13 protein-coding genes are annotated in these 17,587 nt (G+C 69.0%); 8 read left to right on the top strand and 5 right to left on the bottom strand.

Annotated elements, in window-relative coordinates:
• Positions 1-555: 555 nt before the first annotated feature.
• The gene (locus HZS54_RS25100; protein WP_179919796.1) at positions 556-918 is read left to right on the top strand and encodes a type IV pilin; all 363 of its coding nucleotides are present in this window, start codon (positions 556-558) and stop codon (positions 916-918) included.
• A 13-nt stretch (positions 919-931) separates the two neighbouring features.
• Here the strand turns inward: HZS54_RS25100 and HZS54_RS25095 are convergent, their stop codons facing one another.
• Both HZS54_RS25095 and HZS54_RS25090 read right to left on the bottom strand, forming a co-directional pair.
• Positions 932-2,671 carry a CRTAC1 family protein gene (locus tag HZS54_RS25095; protein ID WP_179919795.1) on the bottom strand — a complete coding sequence of 580 codons (1,740 nt, stop codon included), beginning with the start codon at positions 2,669-2,671 and terminating at the stop codon, positions 932-934.
• Entirely contained in the window at positions 2,668-4,029 is a 1,362-nt protein-coding gene (locus HZS54_RS25090; protein ID WP_179919794.1) for a DUF7405 family protein, read from the bottom strand. Before HZS54_RS25090 ends, HZS54_RS25095 begins: the two co-directional genes overlap by 4 nt.
• 526 nt (positions 4,030-4,555) lie before the next feature.
• Between HZS54_RS25090 and HZS54_RS25085 the strand changes: the two genes are divergently transcribed.
• From HZS54_RS25085 to HZS54_RS25065, 5 genes are all read left to right on the top strand, one after another.
• Positions 4,556-6,415: an ABC transporter substrate-binding protein gene (locus HZS54_RS25085; RefSeq protein ID WP_246391732.1), complete on the top strand. Its 1,860-nt coding sequence runs from the start codon at positions 4,556-4,558 to the stop codon at positions 6,413-6,415.
• A gap of 114 nt (positions 6,416-6,529) precedes the next feature.
• Positions 6,530-7,534, top strand: a complete 1,005-nt coding sequence (locus HZS54_RS25080) for an ABC transporter permease (RefSeq protein ID WP_179919793.1) — start codon at positions 6,530-6,532, stop codon at positions 7,532-7,534.
• 55 nt (positions 7,535-7,589) lie between these two features.
• Positions 7,590-8,540, top strand: coding sequence for an ABC transporter permease (locus HZS54_RS25075; protein ID WP_218927101.1), 951 nt, complete (start codon positions 7,590-7,592; stop codon positions 8,538-8,540).
• A complete protein-coding gene (locus HZS54_RS25070) occupies positions 8,541-10,784 on the top strand; it encodes an ABC transporter ATP-binding protein (RefSeq protein WP_179919791.1) in 2,244 nt (747 codons plus the stop codon).
• A gap of 110 nt (positions 10,785-10,894) precedes the next feature.
• Positions 10,895-11,128, top strand: coding sequence for a hypothetical protein (locus HZS54_RS25065; RefSeq protein ID WP_179919790.1), 234 nt, complete (start codon positions 10,895-10,897; stop codon positions 11,126-11,128).
• 39 nt (positions 11,129-11,167) lie between these two features.
• On the opposite strand, the gene HZS54_RS25060 is transcribed toward HZS54_RS25065, so the two are convergent.
• Positions 11,168-12,073: a HEAT repeat domain-containing protein gene (locus HZS54_RS25060; protein ID WP_179919789.1), complete on the bottom strand. Its 906-nt coding sequence runs from the start codon at positions 12,071-12,073 to the stop codon at positions 11,168-11,170.
• Positions 12,074-12,206: 133 nt separating this feature from the next.
• Between HZS54_RS25060 and HZS54_RS25055 the strand changes: the two genes are divergently transcribed.
• A complete protein-coding gene (locus HZS54_RS25055) occupies positions 12,207-14,435 on the top strand; it encodes a glycoside hydrolase family 3 N-terminal domain-containing protein (RefSeq protein WP_179919788.1) in 2,229 nt (742 codons plus the stop codon).
• 23 nt (positions 14,436-14,458) lie between these two features.
• Here HZS54_RS25055 and HZS54_RS25050 read toward each other — a convergent pair whose 3' ends face one another.
• A complete protein-coding gene (locus tag HZS54_RS25050; RefSeq protein ID WP_179919787.1) occupies positions 14,459-15,496 on the bottom strand; it encodes a DUF7282 domain-containing protein in 1,038 nt (345 codons plus the stop codon).
• A 1-nt stretch (position 15,497) separates the two neighbouring features.
• Positions 15,498-16,625: a DUF7350 domain-containing protein gene (locus HZS54_RS25045; RefSeq protein WP_179919786.1), complete on the bottom strand. Its 1,128-nt coding sequence runs from the start codon at positions 16,623-16,625 to the stop codon at positions 15,498-15,500.
• Positions 16,626-16,820: 195 nt separating this feature from the next.
• On the opposite strand from HZS54_RS25045, the gene HZS54_RS25040 reads away from it, so the two are divergent.
• On the top strand, positions 16,821-17,231 hold the full coding sequence (locus HZS54_RS25040; RefSeq protein ID WP_179919785.1) for a hypothetical protein: 411 nt from the start codon (positions 16,821-16,823) through the stop codon (positions 17,229-17,231).
• The last annotated feature ends 356 nt before the right edge of the window (positions 17,232-17,587 follow it).

Here is a 17,587-nt window from a genome sequence, read left to right as displayed (position 1 = left end):
TGGGTGCCTGAAAACGCTTGCTTGCCGGCGGTCTGTGTCGTGGCGATAGCGAGCGGGAACGCGACGGTTACTTCGAGCGGGCCTCCGTTAGTACAGGTGACGGCTGTTGCATTTGGGTGTTGCCGTGCGGTTGGCGTGCGCTGTCGAGCGTGCCCGCCTCTTGGCGGGCCGCTCGAAACGGTCGCGCGAGGGATGAGCACCGCACGCCGCAGGCGCGCGGAGCGCAAGAGGCTGGGGAGGTGTGAGGGTGTCTGCGGTTGCTGTCGCGTGGCGGGTGCGGTCCTGGCGGACTGAAAGGGCGAGGCGCGCTCGCGCTTGTGTAGTCGCCTGAGCGGGCACTATCCGCGCGGGCGGTGCTGAGAGCGCGGATATCCCGCTTCAGCGACCGCGAGCGCGGCGAGGGCTTTCATCGCTTGCTGTCAGTAGCGGTCGCTGTCTCTCTACTTCTTTGCACAATTCCACCAACAGAAACAACTACTCAACAAGCACACGAAACAGAACACGACACTCGAATCGGCCCACACGCTCATACCGTTCGGTCCCCACGTCACGCGCATGGACGGGGACACGATGCTGAATCTGGTCGGGGCGGCCATCGTGGTGGCCGTCGTCGGGGGGCTGGTCGTGGTGGGGCTCAACATCGCGGGCGGGAGCGGGGGAACCGACGCGCCCGAGGTGAACTGGACGGTCGAGCGAGTCAACGACACAGCCGTCCGGATCGCCCACGCCGGCGGCGACCCGGTTCGGACCGACGACCTCACCGTTCGAGTCGAGAGCTACCGCCGAGCGACCGACTGGAGCGACCCGGTGACCGAGTCCGAGAGCACGGTCGTCCAGGCGAGCGAGGGGTCGACCCTCCGGATCGTCTGGAGCCCGGGCCGCGGCGACGACGTGATCATGCACAGCGAACGGGTCTGAGCGACTCCCCCGTTCAGTTCGCTGGCGCAGCGGAGAAGTTGGCGACCACCTCGACGCCGTCAGGACCGACGTGGTAGCGTCGGTCGGCGTCGAGGTCGACCGTCCGCTCGGCGCCGTCGGGCCAGGTCACGTCGACGGTCGCCTCCTCGGCGTCGCCGAGGCCGACGTGAGTGACCGGCGAGCCCTGCGAGACGAAGTCGCTGCGGGAGTTCTGCCAGACGGCCGTCTCCCGGCCGTCAACGGTGACGGTCGCGTTGGCGCCGACGGCGACCGCCCCGTTCCCGTCGACGATCTCGAACTGGACGGCGCCGGCGGGGGCCGACTCACCGGCCGCCGTCGCGTTCCCGCCCCGCTCCTCTCCGGCGGGCGACCGGACGGTGTTCTCGTAGACGGCGTAGGGGCCGTGGTAGTCGGCGATGATCACGTCGCGGTCGCCGTCGCGGTCGTAGTCGACGGTGACCATCCCGCGGCCGTCCTGTTCGGCGAACCCGCGCTCGGAGGCGTCGAGGCGGGTGAAGTTGTCGCCGCTCCGCTCCCAGACCATCGGCAGGGTGTAGACGGGGTCGGACTGGTTGAGCGCGACGACGGTCTGGGTGGTGTGCAGCAGGTCCCGGTCGCCGTCGTTGTCGAGGTCCGTCACGCTGGCGGCCCAGCCCCAGCCGCCCTCGCGGACGCCGTAGGCGCCGGCGCGGTCGACGAACTCGCCGTTCCCCTGGTTGACGAGCATGGTGTTGCCCTTCGTCCGGCCGGAGTGGATGACGTACTGGAGGAACCGCTTGAGCCGCTCGTAGCGGTCGGGCGAGAGCGTCTCCCGGGAGGCCGGGATGTCGATGTTGGTGACGAACACGTCGGGGCGGCCGTCGCGGTTCACGTCGTTGACCTCCGAGGCCATGCCGTTGCGGGCGGTGGCGCCGCCCAGCTGGATCTGTTCGAAGGTGCCGTCACCGCGGTTCAGGTAGACGGTGTCGTTGTTGTAGTCGTTGGCGACGTGGATGTCGGGGCGGCCGTCGCCGGTCAGGTCGACGAAACTGGCCGCGAGGCTCCAGCGGTCGCCGGTGATGCCCGCGCCGTCGACGCGCTCGAACCGATCCGCGCCTGACTCGCCGGTGTTCTCGAAGAGGACGTTGGGGTTGCCGTTGTCGTCGGCGATGGACTTGTTGGGCGAGAAGTAGCCCGCCGGGCGCTCGTCGCCCCAGTCGCCCGACTGGTAGACGAAGAGATCGCGGTCGCCGTCGCCGTCGTAGTCGGCGGCGGCCGCGCCGAGCGGGTGCGTGAAGTTGCCGAGGCCGATATCGGTCCGCTCGAAGCTTCCCTCGTCGTTGTGGAAGGCGACCGCGGGGCCGTCCTTGGCGAGCAGGAGCAGGTCGCGCCAGCCGTCGCCGTCGTAGTCGACGAACGCGGCGCTCTTGAACTCGCGGTCGAGCCCGGAGAGTTCGCCCGTGCGCTCGAAGGCGCCGCCGGTGTTGCGAAAGAGGGCGGGGCGCTCGCCGCCGACGGCGAGGACGTCCTCCCAGCCGTCGTTGTCGATATCGGCGGCGAAGACGCCGTTGTTGCCGTTGCCGGCGGCGCCGGTGCCGGTCCCGTTGTACGCGAGGCCGGCCTCGTCGGTCGCGTCGACGAACCCGATCTCGGCGCTCGGCGCCTCGCCGTCCCCGTCGTCGAGGCTTCCGGGGGCGACGGAACAGCCGGAGACGACGAGGGCCAGCGCGACGGCGACCAGCGCGGCGGTCCGCCGCGTGTCCCGGCCTGTCATGCGTCGATCCCCGTCGGGAGTGCGCGCTGGGGGCGGGGCGGCACGAGCAGCGTCGCGCGGTGGTGGGTCTCCAGGTAGTCGACGATGCCGTGGTCCTCGGCGGGAATGTCGTCGTCGTACTCGTCGGTGTTCATCGCCTTGCGGGTCTCGACGAAGTCGTCGACGTGGCGCTGGAGGCCCGTGAAGTTGAACTCCGTCCCCTGGGCCGCGTCCGTCGCGACCCCCTCCGAGCGCCGGAGGATCGTGGGGACGAACTCGTCGTCGCGGGCGCGCGCGACCTTCTGGGTGTGGCCGACGCGGCCGTACTCCTCGGCGAACTCCTCGACGCTCTCGGCGTTCTCCTCGGTGATCCCGCTCTCGGCGCCGAGCTTCTCGCCGATCTCGCCGATCTCGTCGGTGCCGTGGGCGGGGCAGAACATCTCGGCGGCCCGCTCCTCGTGGGGCTGGTCGTACCACCGGTCGAGGTCGATACCGAGCCGCGAGACGGCCATCGTGGTCCCGCCGGCGAACGGTCCCTCGCGGATGGTGATCCCGTCCTCGGAGGGCTGGCTGTCGCGGTAGCCGGACTTGAACCCCATCGACAGCGGGGCCGACTCGGGGATCGAGTCGTTGTCCAGCACGTCGGCGGGGATGCCCTTGCCGACCATGCCGCTCCGGCGGTCGGCCTTCGAGAAGACGCCCTCGAAGGTGTCGGTCACGCCGACGCCGTTGACCTGCTCGATCTCGCCGAACAGCGCGGCCTCGGCGGCCATGACGACCGAGCCGATGTCGCTGTTCATGAGCAGGACGGCGTCGAAGCCGTCGGCCTTCGAGGGGTCCTCGCCGACCTCGCGGAGCACGTCCTCCGCGGGGACCAGCTGTTCGGGGACGCCGCCGGTCCGCTCGAAATAGCTGGCCGAGTAGCCGAGCATGAAGAGCAGCCCCTGGGTGAACGACGCCGAGGGGTTCCCGCCGGTGCCCCACTGGAAGGCTTCTTCGAGGGTGCGAAGGGCGCCCTCGACCTGTTCGCGCTCGGCCTCGGTCGGCGGGCTCGACCCCTCGTAGGAGAGCCCGAGGATCAGCTGCTGCTGGGGGATGACGGTGTTGCCGTGGGCGTCGTGGACGACGGCGTAGTTCCAGGCGTGCTGGCGCTTGGACAGCGCGTCGGGCTCGCCCGACGGAACCGACAGGTCGAACTCCGTGTCCGTTCCCGTACGGGGGCGCCCGCCCCCGTCCGTTCCCTCGGTCGCGTCGGAGGCCGTCCCCACCAGGTCCCGTTCCCGTTCCTGACACGCAGAGAGCGCGCTCAACCCACCGATAGCGACGGCCGCCGCGACGAACTCGCGACGGCCGATGCCACGCTCGTTGTCCGGTGACATTTGCACAGGGTTAGTCGGTCCGGGTGAAAAACCCTTCCACGAACGGTCGCGCCGGTTGCCACGTCCCTACGGGGGTCTCCCCCGTCGGAGCGACTGCGTACACCTTTCGGCAGCGCCCGCGCGCGAGCGTGTCCGACGAAAGCTTCTTTACCCGCGATCGAATTTTGTTCGGCTATTCTGAACGCACGTTCCTCGGTTTCGGGGGTCGGCCGGTCCGTCCGGCACCGGACTGTCGGGCTTCGCGACGGAAAATTCGGATGATAGACGATGTCAGTTACGACCGGTCGGTACGGAGCCGACGCCGAATCGGTTCCGTTCTCCGAAACGGGTCCGATATCGTTCGTCCGCGAAGCTCCGCGGCGGCCCGGATCGAGAGCGGTCGAATCCGCGAACGGTAACCGCTCGATATCGGGGTTCTAGAGCGTCAGGTGGCGCGTTCTCTGTCGGCCGCTGGTTTGAAACCGACCGAACAGGTCCGACCCCTTCCAAAAGCTTTATTACCTGTTATCGTATACCAACCAGAGGCATGTCTGACAGTACCAATGAGTACAGCGATGTCGTAGACCGCCGGAAGTTCCTGACACTCGCAGGAGCGTCCGGTGCCGCTGCACTCGCAGGGTGTGGTGGCGGGGACGGGACACCGACAGACGGGTCCGGCTCCGACGGCTCCGACGGATCGGACGGTTCTGACGGCTCCGACGGTTCGGACGGCTCGGACGGCTCGGATGGGTCCGACGGCAGCGACGGTAGCACGAACGTCGTCGACCAGGTCCACGCGAGCGGTCTCCAGGCCGACCCGACCAACCGGACGCTCAACACGCACAACACGCAGATCTCCTCGGAGCCCGCGCGGCGGCTGGCGTTCGACCGCTACGCCGCGTACTCCTTCGAGACCCAGGAGTTCCAGCTCGCGGCGCTGGACGACTGGGAGTTCGACGGCGAGACGGTCACGCTGACGTTCCGCGAGGACCTCTCGTGGTCCGACGGCAGCGACGTCACGACCGAGGACATCGACGTGCAGTTCCAGATCCTCGAGAAGATCGGCAGCGCCATCTGGGGCTACGTCGACAGCACCGAGGTCGTCGACGACTACACGTTCCAGCTGAACCTCACGGGCCCGACCAACCCCGTGATGGTCAAACACCAGCTGGGTAACATGTGGATCGACACGCCGGCGGCGGCCTTCGAGCAGTTCACCGACGCCGACGCCTCCGAGATCCAGACCTGGAACTGGGAGGACAGCGACACCGAGGTCATCACGAGCGGCGCGTGGGCGTACGTCGACAAGAACCAGCAGCAGTGGAACTTCGAGCGCAACGAGGAGTTCCACAGCATCGACAACGTCAACTTCTCGACCTACCGGTTCGACTCCTATCAGGAGGCGAGCGCCCCCCAGCAGGACTTCACCACGGGCGGCAAGCGCTTCGACAGCGTCTGGAGCATGTTCGCCGCGCCCCAGACGGTCAACGCCTTCCAGGACTACGTCATGGAGGTCCAGACCATCCCGGCCAAGTGGGGCTACGGGATGATCTTCAACCACGAGGACCCCATCTTCGGTGACCGTGCGGTCCGACAGGCGATCGCACACATCGTCAACCGCCAGGAACTGGTCGATAACGCGGGTCCGCGCACGAAGTTCCCGGCGTCGGTCCCCTGCGGGATCGCCCCGAAGGACATCGACGGCTGGCTCGGTGACACCAAGAGCAACTTCGAGGACTACGGCGTCGACTCGACCAACACCGAGGAGGCGACCCAGATCCTCGAAGACGCCGGCTACTCGAAGCAGAACGGCACGTGGACCAGCCCCGACGGCAACGCCGTCAGCGCCGAGTACCTGACGCCCGGCGGGTGGACCGACTTCACCACCATGACCGAGACGGTCGTCGACCGACTCAACGAGTTCGGCTTCGACATGTCGGTCGCTAGCCGACCGACCAGCGACTGGCAGGGCGCGTTCATCGAGAGCAACTTCAAGGTCGGGACGTTCTACTGGCTGCCCGGTCAGGCCCGGTCGGCGTTCCCGTACTTCCCGCTGCGCCACCAGCTCGCGCTGGACGCGCTCAACGGCGGACACAACTACGACACCGAGTCCGAGCAGACCATCCCGGCCATGAGCGGCGACGGCGAGATGACGCTCAACCCGCTCGAACGGGTCGAACAGATCGGCCAGCAGCCGACCAACGAGGACGCCCGGCCGATCGTCCAGGAGGCCGCCTGGCACAACAACTACGACCTGCCGATGCTGTCGCTGGTCTCGAAGTTCGAGCAGTCGTGGGTCACCACCGACGAGTGGGACATCTCCGTCGAGGAGGGCGACCCCGCTCGCGGTATCAAGTGGCCCCCGTTCTGGTGGCCGCGAGAGGGCCTGCTGACGGCCCAGGAGTAACGAACTCCGACCAGCCGATGTGGGGTGCATCGATCGGTATCGCACCGAACCGCTTCTCACGACGCGAGTCGTTAGACCTTAGAGTGCTGGCTGTAAATACCGCTATCAAGACGCATGGTTAACTACTACGTGCGGCGGACAGCACGGGTGTTCGTCACGATCTTCGGGGTCATGTCGCTCACCTTCGGGCTGATCCGTCTGCTCCCGGGAGGACCGTTCACGCTACTGCGGACGCAATTGCTTCAACAGGGCATTCCGGCCGAGCAGGTCAACCAGCAGATCGAGAACCTGCAGAACGTCCGGCCGGACGCGCCGCTCCACGAACAGTACATCAACTACATGATATCGGCGGTCCAGCTCGATCTGGGCACGTCGATCCAGTACAGCCGCCCCGTCACGGAGGTAGTGGCCCAGGCGGCGCCGTGGACGATATTCATCGTCGTCGTGTCGACGATACTGATGTTCGCTGTGGGGATCGTCCTGGGCGCCATCCAGGCCTACTGGGAGGGGTCGAAGTTCGACACCATCGCCTCCTCGCTGTCGATCGTGGGGATGTCGATCCCCTTCTACGTGGCGGCGATCCTGCTCCTGCTGTTCATGTCGTACCGCTGGGGGCTGTTCCCCGCGTCGGGGACGGCCAACCCCAACATCGAGAACCACTGGAGCCTCGACTACGCGATCAGCGTCTTCCGCTACGGCGCGCTGCCGATACTGTCGTACACGATCGTGGGGATCGGCGGGCAGGCGCTCGCGATGCGGGGCAACAGCATCCAGGTGCTGGGCGAGGACTTCGTCGAGGTCGCGCGACTGCGGGGCCTCTCTGACAGCCGGATCGCGCTCCGATACGTCGCCCGCAACGCAATCCTGCCGATGTACACCGGGTTCCTGCTGCTGCTGGGCTTCCGGCTCGGCGGCACCGTGATCCTGGAGCAGATCTTCAACTATCCGGGTCTGGGGCTGTACCTGCTGGACGCCGTCAACTCCAACGACTACCCGATGATGATGGGGACGTTCCTCGTCATCACGGTGGCGCTGGTCATCGGCGTGTACGTCGCCGACCTGACCTACAGCATGATCGACCCGCGGATCAGTTCGGGTGATTCAAGTGAAGCATACTGAATCGGACACCCCTACGGAGGGGCTCGACTGGCAGAGCGAGAGTACCGGCGCGGACATGACCAGGGGGGACCGGCTCCGCGAGTTCTACGAGCGGAGCATCTACGAGCCCGCCGTCGTCGCCTGGGCCGACCTGCGGACCCGGATGGGGCTCCTGCTTCTCAGCGTCTACCTGGCGATCACGGCGGTCTCCGTCCTCGGACTGTGGCGCGAACCGTCGTCGAGTCAGGCCCCCCGGCTGCTCGGGATGTTCGAGAACTGGTCGTACCCGCTCGGGACGACCTACTCGGGCGTGGACCTGACCGCGGAGCTCGTCCACGCGACGCCGGACATCATGCTGATGGTGCTGGCCGGCGGCGTCTGGGCGACCGGGCTCGCGGTCCTCGTCGGGACGCTCGCCGGGTACAAAGGCGGGCGGGTCGACAGGGTCCTGATGTCCATCTCGGACTTCTTCATGGCGATCCCCGGGCTCCCGCTGGTGATCATCCTCGCGATCACGTTCAGTCCGGAGAACCCGGTCTTCGTCGGCGTCATCCTGACGATCAACTACTGGGCCGGGCTGGGCCGGTCGCTGCGCTCGCAGGTGCTGACCATCCGCGAGGACAGCTACGTCGAGGCCTCCCGGACGATGGGGACGGGCACCTTCCGGATCCTCCGGAAGGACGTGATCCCGAACCTGATGCCGTACGTGACGGTGAACTTCGTGTTCGCCGCCCGCTACACCATCTTCGCGTCGGTCGGGCTGTTCTTCCTGGGCGTGTTGCCCTACAGCGAGCCGACGTGGGGCGTGACGCTGGCGCGGGCCCAGGAGAACGGCGCGCTGTTCGTGCCCGAGGCGGCCCACTGGCTGATCGCGCCGATGATCTTCATCGTCGGCCTGGCGCTGGCGCTGATCCTCATGGGACAGGGCCTCGACCGGGTGTTCAACCCGCGGGTCCGTACCCGGATGGCCGGCGAGTCCGAATCGACCGTAGAGGACGAAGAGACGACGACGAAGGGGATGATCTAGATGGCAACCGATCAACGATCGACGGCGAACGCGGCGGTACAGTCGACCGTCGAGGACCCGATCGTCGAGGTGACCGACGCGAAGGTGACCTTCGACGGCGGCGAGACGTACGTCCTCGACGACGTGAGCCTCGACATCGAACGCGACGAGGTGCTGGGGATCGTCGGCGAATCGGGCTCGGGCAAGTCGATGTTCGCGTCGGCGCTGCTCGACTCGATCCCCGACCCCGGGGTTCTCAGCGGGGAGATCCTCTATCACTCCACCGACGGCCGGACGATCGACGTGCTCGAACAGAGCGACGAGGAACTCCGGCAGTTCCGCTGGGAGGAGATCTCGATGGTCTTCCAGGGAGCGATGTCCTCGTTCAACCCGACGATGAAGGTCGGGACGCACTTCAAGGAGACGCTGAAGGCCCACGACGCGAACGTCGACGAGGGGATGGAGTTCGCTCGCGAACTGCTCGAGGACCTGTATCTCGAACCGGAACGCGTCCTCGACTCCTACTCCCACGAGCTGTCGGGCGGCATGCAACAGCGCGCGCTGATCGCGCTCAGCCTGGTGCTCGAACCCGAGGTGCTCGTGATGGACGAGCCGACGGCGGCGCTCGACCTGCTGATGCAGCGGTCGATCCTGATGCTGCTGAACGACCTCCAGCAGAGCTACGACTTGACGCTCGCGTTCATCACGCACGACCTGCCGCTGATCACGGCGCTGGCCGACCGGATGAGCATCATCTACGCGTTCCAGTTCGTCGAGGTCGGCACCCGCGACCAGATCATCTCGGACGCGGGCCACCCCTACACGAGAGCGCTGTTGAACGCGACGCCGAACCTCGACGCGCCGCTGTCGGAGATGCAGCCCATCGAGGGCGAGGGCCCCGCGCCGGTCAACGTCCCGGAGGGGTGTAGCTTCCACCCGCGGTGTCCGCTCGCGACCGAGGAGTGCGTCAGCGACGACCCGCCCCTCGAGAACATCGGAGACGACCACCAGACGGCCTGTCACCACTGGGAGCAGGCCCGCGAGGAGATCACCCTCAACTACGGTGAGAGCACGGCCGACCCCGAGTTCGAGGCGGGGGCTGGCCGCGACGTGGCCGCGCGGACCGACGAGGAACCCGTCCTCGGACTCGACGACGTCGAGGTCCACTTCGAGGAGGACCAGGGCCTGTTCGACATCTTCGGCGACGACCCCGAGGTCGTCAAGGCCGTCGACGGCGTCGACCTGGACATCTACGAGAACGACGTGGTCGCGCTGCTGGGCGAGTCCGGCTGCGGGAAGACGACGCTGGGCAAGACCGCCATCGGCCTGCAGCGGCCGACCGGCGGCAGCGTCAAGTATCGCGGTCAGGACATCTGGGAGGCCAAAGACGGCGACGGGGACATTCCCTACGACGAGATCCGCCAGTCGCTGCAGATCATCCACCAGGACCCCGGCGCGTCGCTGAACCCGAACCGCCGGATCGTCGACATCCTCTCGGAGCCGCTGCACCACACCCACCCGAACATCAGCCCCAACGAACGGCGCGACCGGATCTACTCGCTGCTGGACCGCGTGGGGATGAACCCGCCGGGGGACTTCGCCGACCGCTACCCCCACCAGCTGAGCGGGGGAGAGAAACAGCGGGTCGCGCTGACTCGCGCGCTGCTGATGAACCCGGACGCGATCCTCGCCGACGAGGCCATCAGCGCCGTCGACGTGAGCCTGCGCGTCGAGCTGATGGACCTCATGCTCGAACTGCAGGACGTGTTCGACACCTCCTTCCTGTTCATCAGCCACGACCTCTCGAACGCCCGCTACTTCACCGAGCACGGTGACGGGCGCATCGCGGTGATGTACCTCGGCGAGATCGTCGAGGTCGGCACCGCCGAGCGGCTCATCCAGGACCCGCGCCACCCCTACACGAAGGTGCTGCGCTGGGCGACCCCGACCCTCCAGCTCGACGCGGTGGAGGCGGGCGAGCCGCCGATGCGGTCGATCGACGTGCCGGACCCGGTCGACCCGCCGAGCGGCTGCCGGTTCCACACCCGGTGTCCCGTCGCCAGGGAGGCCTGCACGGAGGAGAAGCCGCCGCTGTACGACGTGGAAGGCGGCGACGGCAACGGCGCCGCGTGCTTCCGGGAGGACCCGGACCACGAGTACTGGGACAGCGAACCCCTCGAAGGCGCCGAGCGGATCGGCCCCGACGAGGAGTTCGACACCGACGACGTCTCGAACGACTTCGGCGCCGAGACCGCCGGCGACTGACGGCGACCCCCGACCCGCCGTTCGGCGCGCACGCGATTTCGCACTTCTCGCGACGACGCGACTCGGTCCGCAACCGGGGGCTTGAATACCGCTGGCCGAGAGGCGCGAACGTGCCCGGAGGAACGAGCGCGGTCGAACTCGTCTGCAGTCAACGTGACAACATCCCGATAGCGCTGGCAGTCATGATGTCGATGGGCGTCCTGCTGGCGTTCTCGTTCGTGTTCATCTCGCCGAGCAACGAGGCGTTCCCTGTCCTCGTCATCGACGCGGTGCTGATCGGCGGCTCGACGGCCTTCTTCCTCGTCACCTACTACTACTGCACGAAGCGCGCGATGGACGACTAGCGGGACCGAGCGGTCCCGCGGAAAAGGGCGTCGCGTCGGTCAGGACTCGTCGAGGAACGCGGCGGTCTCCGCGGCGAGGTCGGCGAGGTCTTCGTCGGTTTCGACGCTCGCGCGGTGTTCGAGCGGCTCGACCGCGCGGTCGTCCCCGAGGTAGCCGAGGGCGCGGACGGCGCGGGCTCGGACGGTGTCGTTGGTGTGGTTGAGACAGGCGACCAGCGCGTCGAAGGCCCCGGCGGCCGCGTCGGGGTCGGCCTGTGCGATCTCGGAGACGGCGTCGACGGCCGCGCCGACGACCGTCACGTCGGGCGTGTCGAACAGCCCGACGAGCGCGTCGACGTGGTCGGCGGCCGCGTCTGGGTCGCCCTCGGCGGCGGCGGTGATCACGTTCGCCAGCCGACCCTGGGACTGGATCAGCAGCTGGTGTTCCTGCTTGTCGTGTTCGAGCATGGTCTCGCGGGCCTCCTCGTCGTCGACCATGTCGATGCCGTCCGTGGCCTCGTAGGCCGGCGAGCGGCCGTCGAGCACCGCGACGATGCGGTCGAGGTGCGGCGCCACCTCCTCCGGGTGTTCCAGCACGACCTGCACGACGATCTGGGTCCCGAGCAGCTCCAGCGAGTTGAGGTCCCGCTCGATCAGGTCGAAGACCGCGGGCACCGAGCCGGCGAGGTCCTCGGGGTGCTCCCGGACGACGCCCAGCAGTGCCGTCCCGGCCTGCTGGGCGATCACGTTGCGGTCGTCGCCGAGCAGCGGGAGCAGGTCGTCGACGAACGGACGCACCGTCGAGGGGTCCCGTTCGGCGAGTTGCGACAGCGCCTGGGCGGCCTCGTTTCGCCTGATGTTCGTCTCGGACGTGAGCGCCTCGCGGATCTGGTCGCGGTCCTCGTCGTCGAGCGCTTCCGAGCCGGTGTCTACCCCCTCCAGTGGTGCGGACTCCTCGTCGGTCATACCGAACTCCAGCCCGTCGAGCGACAAATACGTGTGGATATCGATACCACGGGTGACCGTTCGACTCACGCGGACGGCTCGCGCGGACATTCACCTCGAAATGTTTATGTGGGCGTCGGAAATCCATCCGAACATGCCATCGAGTGACGCGGATCCCGAGTATCAACGCCCGGATCTCCCGGTCTCGCGGCGGGTCTCGGATCTGCTCGATCGGATGACGGTCGAAGAGAAGGCCGGTCAGCTAGTCGGAACGTGGGCCGGCCAGATGCACCGAGCGGTCGACGTCGAGGAAGTCGCGGAGCTCGTCCGCGAGAAGCACCTCGGCTGTGCGGCGCCGTTCGGCTGGGGCGGCTCGGCGGGGACGGAAGTCGGCGAGATCGTCGACATCGTCAACGAGTTGCAGGAGGTCGCGACCGAGGAGACGCGGCTCGGTATCCCCCTCTTTTTCAACGTCGACGCGGTCCACGGCCACGCCTACGTCGCCGGCTCGGCGGTGTTCCCGAACGGGCTGGGCGCGGCGGCGACGTGGGACCCCGAACTGGTCGAGGCCGGCGCACGGGTCACCGCGACCGAGGTCGCGGCCACCGGCGCCCACCAGAACTACGGGCCGACCTGCGACGTGGGCCGGGACCCCCGCTGGGGCCGCGTGTTCGAGACGTTCGGCGAGAGCCCGCGGCTGGTCGCCGAGATGGCCGCCGCGAAGGTGCGCGGGTACCAGGGCGACGGGCTGGAGGCCGACGACACCGTCGTCGCGACGGCGAAGCATTTCCCGGCCTACAGCGAGCCCGAGCGCGGCGAGGACGCCGCACCCGTCGACGTCTCGGAGTACAAGCTCCGGAACACGTTCGTCCCGCCGTTCGAGGCCGCACTCGACGAGGGCGTCGAGTCGGTGATGCCCTGCTACAACTCCATCAACGGCGAGCCCGTCCACGGCTCCGAGCGCTGGCTCACGGACCTGCTCCGGGGCGACCTGGGCTTCGACGGCACCATCGTCTCGGACTGGGGCGGCGTCCGCCACCTCACCGACGACCACAAGACCGCGGCGGACCTGCGTGAGGCGACCTACGACGCCCGAACCGCCGGCCTCGACGTGGCCTCGGTCGGCAACGACCTCGAACAGGAAGAGCTGGTCGACCTCGTCGAGTCGGGCGACCTGGCCGAGTCGGTCCTCGATTCGAGCGTCGAACGCGTCCTCGAACGCAAGTTCCGGATGGGGCTGTTCGAGGACCCCTACGTCGAGAAAGCGGAGGCCGTCGAGACGGTCGGGGCCGACGACCACCAGGCGGCCGCCCTGGACACCGCCCGCGAGGCGATGACGCTGCTGAAAAACGACGACTGCCTGCCGCTCTCGGGCGAGGAGGACGTGTTCGTCGGCGGACCGAACGCAGACGACCTGGTCAGCCAGGTCGGCGGGTGGTCCGTCGAGAGCGAGGAGCACGTCGACGGGACGACGATCGCCGAGGAGATCCGCGCCCACGTCGACGGCGAGGTGACCTACGAGCAGGGGACGACCCACAGCGACCGACTGGACGTGGACGCGGCGGCCGAGAAGGCCGCCGACGCCGACGTGGCCGTCCTCGCGCTCGGCGAGGGGTGGTACCTCCACGAGTTCGGTGCGGGCGACCCCCGCACCGAGACCGGCGAGTTCCCCACCCGCGAGCGGATCGCGCTGGGCGAGGCCCAGCAGGAGCTCGTCGAGGCCGTCGCCGAGACCGGGACCCCGGTCGTCGGCGTCCTCGTCACCGGCCGCCCGCTGGCGGTCGAGCACCTCGACGAGCGGGCCGAGGCCGTGCTGATGGCTTATTTCCCCGGCACGATGGGCGGCAAGGCCGTCGCCGAGACGCTGGTCGGCGAGAACAACCCGAGCGGTCGACTCGCGGTCACCGTCCCGCGCTCGGGCACGCAGGTCGACGTGCATCACGACCACCTCCACCAGCCCCGTCCCATCGGCGACTCCGAGCATCCCGACTCCTACGACCCGCTCTACCCGTTCGGTCACGGGCTGAGCTACACGACCTTCGAGACGGGCGGCCTCTCGGTCGACGCGGATGTCGTCGGGCCCGGCGACACCGTCGAACTCGACGTGACGGTGGAGAACGTCGGCGACCGCCGCGGGTCCGAGGTCGTCCAGGTGTACAGCGCGACCGAGTCGAAGACGCTCGTCATGCCCGAGCGTCGCCTCCAGGCGTTCGAGCGCGTCGACCTCGACGCCGGCGAACGGGCGACGGTGACCGTCGAAGTCCCCGTCGAGAACCTGGGCGTCTACGCGCCCGGCGACGGCCACCGCGTCGAGGCCGGCGACTACGACCTCGTCGTCGACGGCGAGTCCGTCACGGTGACCGTCGAGGGCGACTACCTCTAACCGGCGGCCGTCTCCGCTGAGCGCTACCGCCGACGGGAGCGTGCGACGGCGACCAGCGCGGCGATGACGACCGCGAGCGCGGCGCCGAAGCCGGCGCCCGAGTCGGCGGTAGTGTCGGTCGCGCCGGAGCCACCGTCGGTTACTCCGCCCGCCGGTGCGGTCGTCGGGGCGTCGGTGACGGTTCCGGCGGCGGTGCCGCCCGAGGTCGGTCCGCCGGTCGGCGACGCTTCGGGCGCGGTCGTCACCGTCGGCGTGTTGATCAGGGGGCCGTCGTCGGTGCCGTTCCCGGGTGCGACGGTCAGATACGTCGCGACCGGCCGGTCGCCCGCGGTGATCGGCGGGTCCGCGGGGTCGAAGGCGCCGTCGCCGTCGTCGCGGTGGGCGACGGCACGGACCCGGAAGGGGCGGGTCTGTTCGGCGACGAACGACTCGTTCAACGCTACCGTGACGTTGCGGTGAGTTCCCGCCGCGAGCGAGCGCGAGCCGATACTGGCGTTCCGCCCGACCGGATACACCGCGACGTGGCCGGGCGCCGACAGGTCGACCCGTCGGACCGTGAGCGTCCCGTCGGCGACGGACTGAGCCTCGAACCGCATGCCGAGGACCCGGGCCACCCCGTCGCTCTTCCGGACCGTGATCTTCGTCCGCGCGGCCGGACTGAGCCGCGTGGCCGACACGTCGGTCCCTGGGTCGAACGTCTCGTCGCCGTCGACGTCGTTGTGCAGCACCGCCCAGATCGTCCGGTTGCCCGACCACGACTCCCAGGTCGAGTCGTCGATCCGGACCGGCACGCTCGTCCGATAGGTCAGGTTCGGCGTCCGGCCGACGTACTCGTGTCCGATCGGAGCGCCGGGACGGCCGCCGTCGTCCGCGTGGAGGACGACGAACCCGGGCCGCAGCGCCGACACCGCCTCGACGACGACGGTCCCGTCGTCGGTCACCTGCGAGTCGGCGGCGACGTGGTCGCCGTGGGCCTGGACGGTCGCGACGGCCAGCGGCGTGGTGAGCGCCAGCGCCAGCGCGAGGACGACCGCGACCCGGCGTGAGGCGGTCCCCGACATGTCAGGCGGTGATCGTCGCCGGCTCCATATCGAGGAACGCCCGCTCGTAGCCCTCGTGGCGGGCCAGTTGCGGCGGCGTCCCCACCCGGAGGGTCACCTCGTCGCCCGACTCGACGGGCTCGGGCAGCGCCGCGCCGTAGTGGTGGCCGAGTTCGGGGTCGAGCGTGGGTTCGAGCGCCCCCTCGAAGGCCGTCTCGCCGTCGCGGGCGACCGACGCCGACAGCCCCATCGCCGGGAGGACCAGCCGGTTGAACGGCGTCCGCGCCGAGACCGCGAGGTAGGGTTGCCCGTCGGTGAACCGGCCGGCGTCGGCCGCGGGGAGCTGGGTCGTGACGAGTTTGGCGTCGTCGCTGCGGCCGGTGCCGAGGACAGTGCCGGGGAGATCGGCGGGCTTCGGCGCGCGGGGCTGGGGCACCTCGCCCATCTCCATCGGCCGCAGCGCGCCGCGCTGGCCCGCCTGGTCCAGCTGTTCGGTCTTGAGCCGCTCGCGCACCCGTTTGGACCACTCGAACTCGACGGTCGCGGTCGCGCCGTCCTCGAAGCGACCCTCGAAGGCGCCGGTCTTGCGGGCGCTCACGCCGCCGACGCTGAGCCGCGCGGTGTAGGTCCCGTCGCCGTCGAGCGGGAAGTTCGCGCCGTAGTGAAAGCCCATCCGCTGGGAGAGCATCCGGTAGATGACCTCCTGGGTGACCAGTTCGCCGTCGCGGGTGATCTCCACCGAGAGGTTCGAGTCCGGGAGCACCGTCCGGGTCTCGGGGTCCCAGACGGTCGCCATCAGGTGGAGGTCGTCGCCCTCCTCGATCTCGGTGACCGAGCGCTCGTCGAGGTTGACCGTCCAGAAGCGGTGAGGGACCGCGAGCAGCAGGGCGAAGCGGTAGTCGCCCCCGCCCGCGGTCGCCGTCCCGGGCATCACCATCGTCTCGCGGAACGACTGGACGTAGACGCCGCTGGGGCCCTCGGGCGTCGAGGTGGGCGTCGGGCCGTCGGTCGGGGACCGGGTCGGGGCGGGCGTCGATTCGGTGTCGGTCGCGGCGGTGTCGGTCGCGTCACCGCCGCCGTCGCCGAGACAGCCGGCGAGGCCGACCGCCGCGGCGCCCGTCGCGGAGTGGAGGAATCTCCGTCGGTTCATCGCCCGGGAGTTGGGCCATCTCGGGGTTAACCGTTCTGGTAGACCCGTCGATAGGTACGCGCTCGGTCGCGACGGACGCCTCCGTGGTCGCTCGTCGGTCGCCTCGACCGGCCCCTCTCCCGCCACAGCCACTCCGGCCGCGCTGTCAGCACGGCTCAGTGTGTAGTTAAGTCGTCAGCGGTCGTCGGTGTCTCCATGGTATTCGAGAACGTCACCCTGTTCGAAGTCCACCTCGACGACGCCCAGTTCAGTGCCGACGCCGGTCGATCCGACGGTCGACGAGCCGACGCCGACGACCGACGGGCCAGCGACGAAGCGGTCGTCGACGACGCGACGGCCGAGACCGGATCTGCCGACGACGGCGAGACGGTGGCGGAGTCGAGCGGCCGCGGTCGGTTCGTCAAACTGGCGGCAGCGAGCGTCGTCGTCTCCGTGGTCGCGACGGTCGTCGCCCGACAGGTCGCCGGCGACGAGGACCCGGTCGAGGTCGACCTCGAATCGGACCGCGCGTTCGACGACGCGGCGGCCGCCGACGACTCCGCGCGCGTCGACGACCCGGTCTCGGCCTCGACGCCCGACGGCGACGAGCGAGACGACGGCGAGTGAACCGGTGAGACGCCGTCGCGGAGGGTCTACTCCTGGGATCGGGCCGGGTTCGGGCTCCCGAGCGAAACGTTAAATCGCTGTTTTAGTCTCGCGAGGGGTTATTGTGACGGGGGCCCACGCTTCGGATGCGGTCGGCGCGCCCTCCACCTGGCGGGCCAACCGCGTACCCGAAAACCCCACCCGCGACCCGACACGGCCGGGCGGCCGCCCGCCGCCCGTGCCCGGCCGTCCCGTCGCCCGCGGGGCGGCCCGTTCGCCCGTTCGGACCCGTCGCCCGCGGGTCCGGACACCCATTCTGCCTTCGCCGAGTCGCTCCCGAGCGACCGCGTTCCCGACCGACTCGACGAGCCCGGTAC

The organism is Halosimplex pelagicum (assembly GCF_013415905.1).
Taxonomy (GTDB): Archaea; Halobacteriota; Halobacteria; order Halobacteriales; family Haloarculaceae; genus Halosimplex; species Halosimplex pelagicum.
This window is presented reverse-complemented; position numbering and strand designations above follow the sequence as displayed.

What these genes read in the sequence shown, in the direction of transcription:
- HZS54_RS25100 (WP_179919796.1), top strand. Translation starts at nt 556, where the DNA reads ATGGACGGGGACACGATGCTGAATCTGGTCGGGGCGGCCATCGTGGTG.
- HZS54_RS25095 (WP_179919795.1), bottom strand. Translation starts at nt 2,671, where the DNA reads ATGACAGGCCGGGACACGCGGCGGACCGCCGCGCTGGTCGCCGTCGCG.
- HZS54_RS25090 (WP_179919794.1), bottom strand. Translation starts at nt 4,029, where the DNA reads ATGTCACCGGACAACGAGCGTGGCATCGGCCGTCGCGAGTTCGTCGCG.
- HZS54_RS25085 (WP_246391732.1), top strand. Translation starts at nt 4,556, where the DNA reads ATGTCTGACAGTACCAATGAGTACAGCGATGTCGTAGACCGCCGGAAG.
- HZS54_RS25080 (WP_179919793.1), top strand. Translation starts at nt 6,530, where the DNA reads ATGGTTAACTACTACGTGCGGCGGACAGCACGGGTGTTCGTCACGATC.
- HZS54_RS25075 (WP_218927101.1), top strand. Translation starts at nt 7,590, where the DNA reads ATGACCAGGGGGGACCGGCTCCGCGAGTTCTACGAGCGGAGCATCTAC.
- HZS54_RS25070 (WP_179919791.1), top strand. Translation starts at nt 8,541, where the DNA reads ATGGCAACCGATCAACGATCGACGGCGAACGCGGCGGTACAGTCGACC.
- HZS54_RS25060 (WP_179919789.1), bottom strand. Translation starts at nt 12,073, where the DNA reads ATGACCGACGAGGAGTCCGCACCACTGGAGGGGGTAGACACCGGCTCG.
- HZS54_RS25055 (WP_179919788.1), top strand. Translation starts at nt 12,207, where the DNA reads ATGCCATCGAGTGACGCGGATCCCGAGTATCAACGCCCGGATCTCCCG.
- HZS54_RS25050 (WP_179919787.1), bottom strand. Translation starts at nt 15,496, where the DNA reads ATGTCGGGGACCGCCTCACGCCGGGTCGCGGTCGTCCTCGCGCTGGCG.
- HZS54_RS25045 (WP_179919786.1), bottom strand. Translation starts at nt 16,625, where the DNA reads ATGAACCGACGGAGATTCCTCCACTCCGCGACGGGCGCCGCGGCGGTC.
- HZS54_RS25040 (WP_179919785.1), top strand. Translation starts at nt 16,821, where the DNA reads ATGGTATTCGAGAACGTCACCCTGTTCGAAGTCCACCTCGACGACGCC.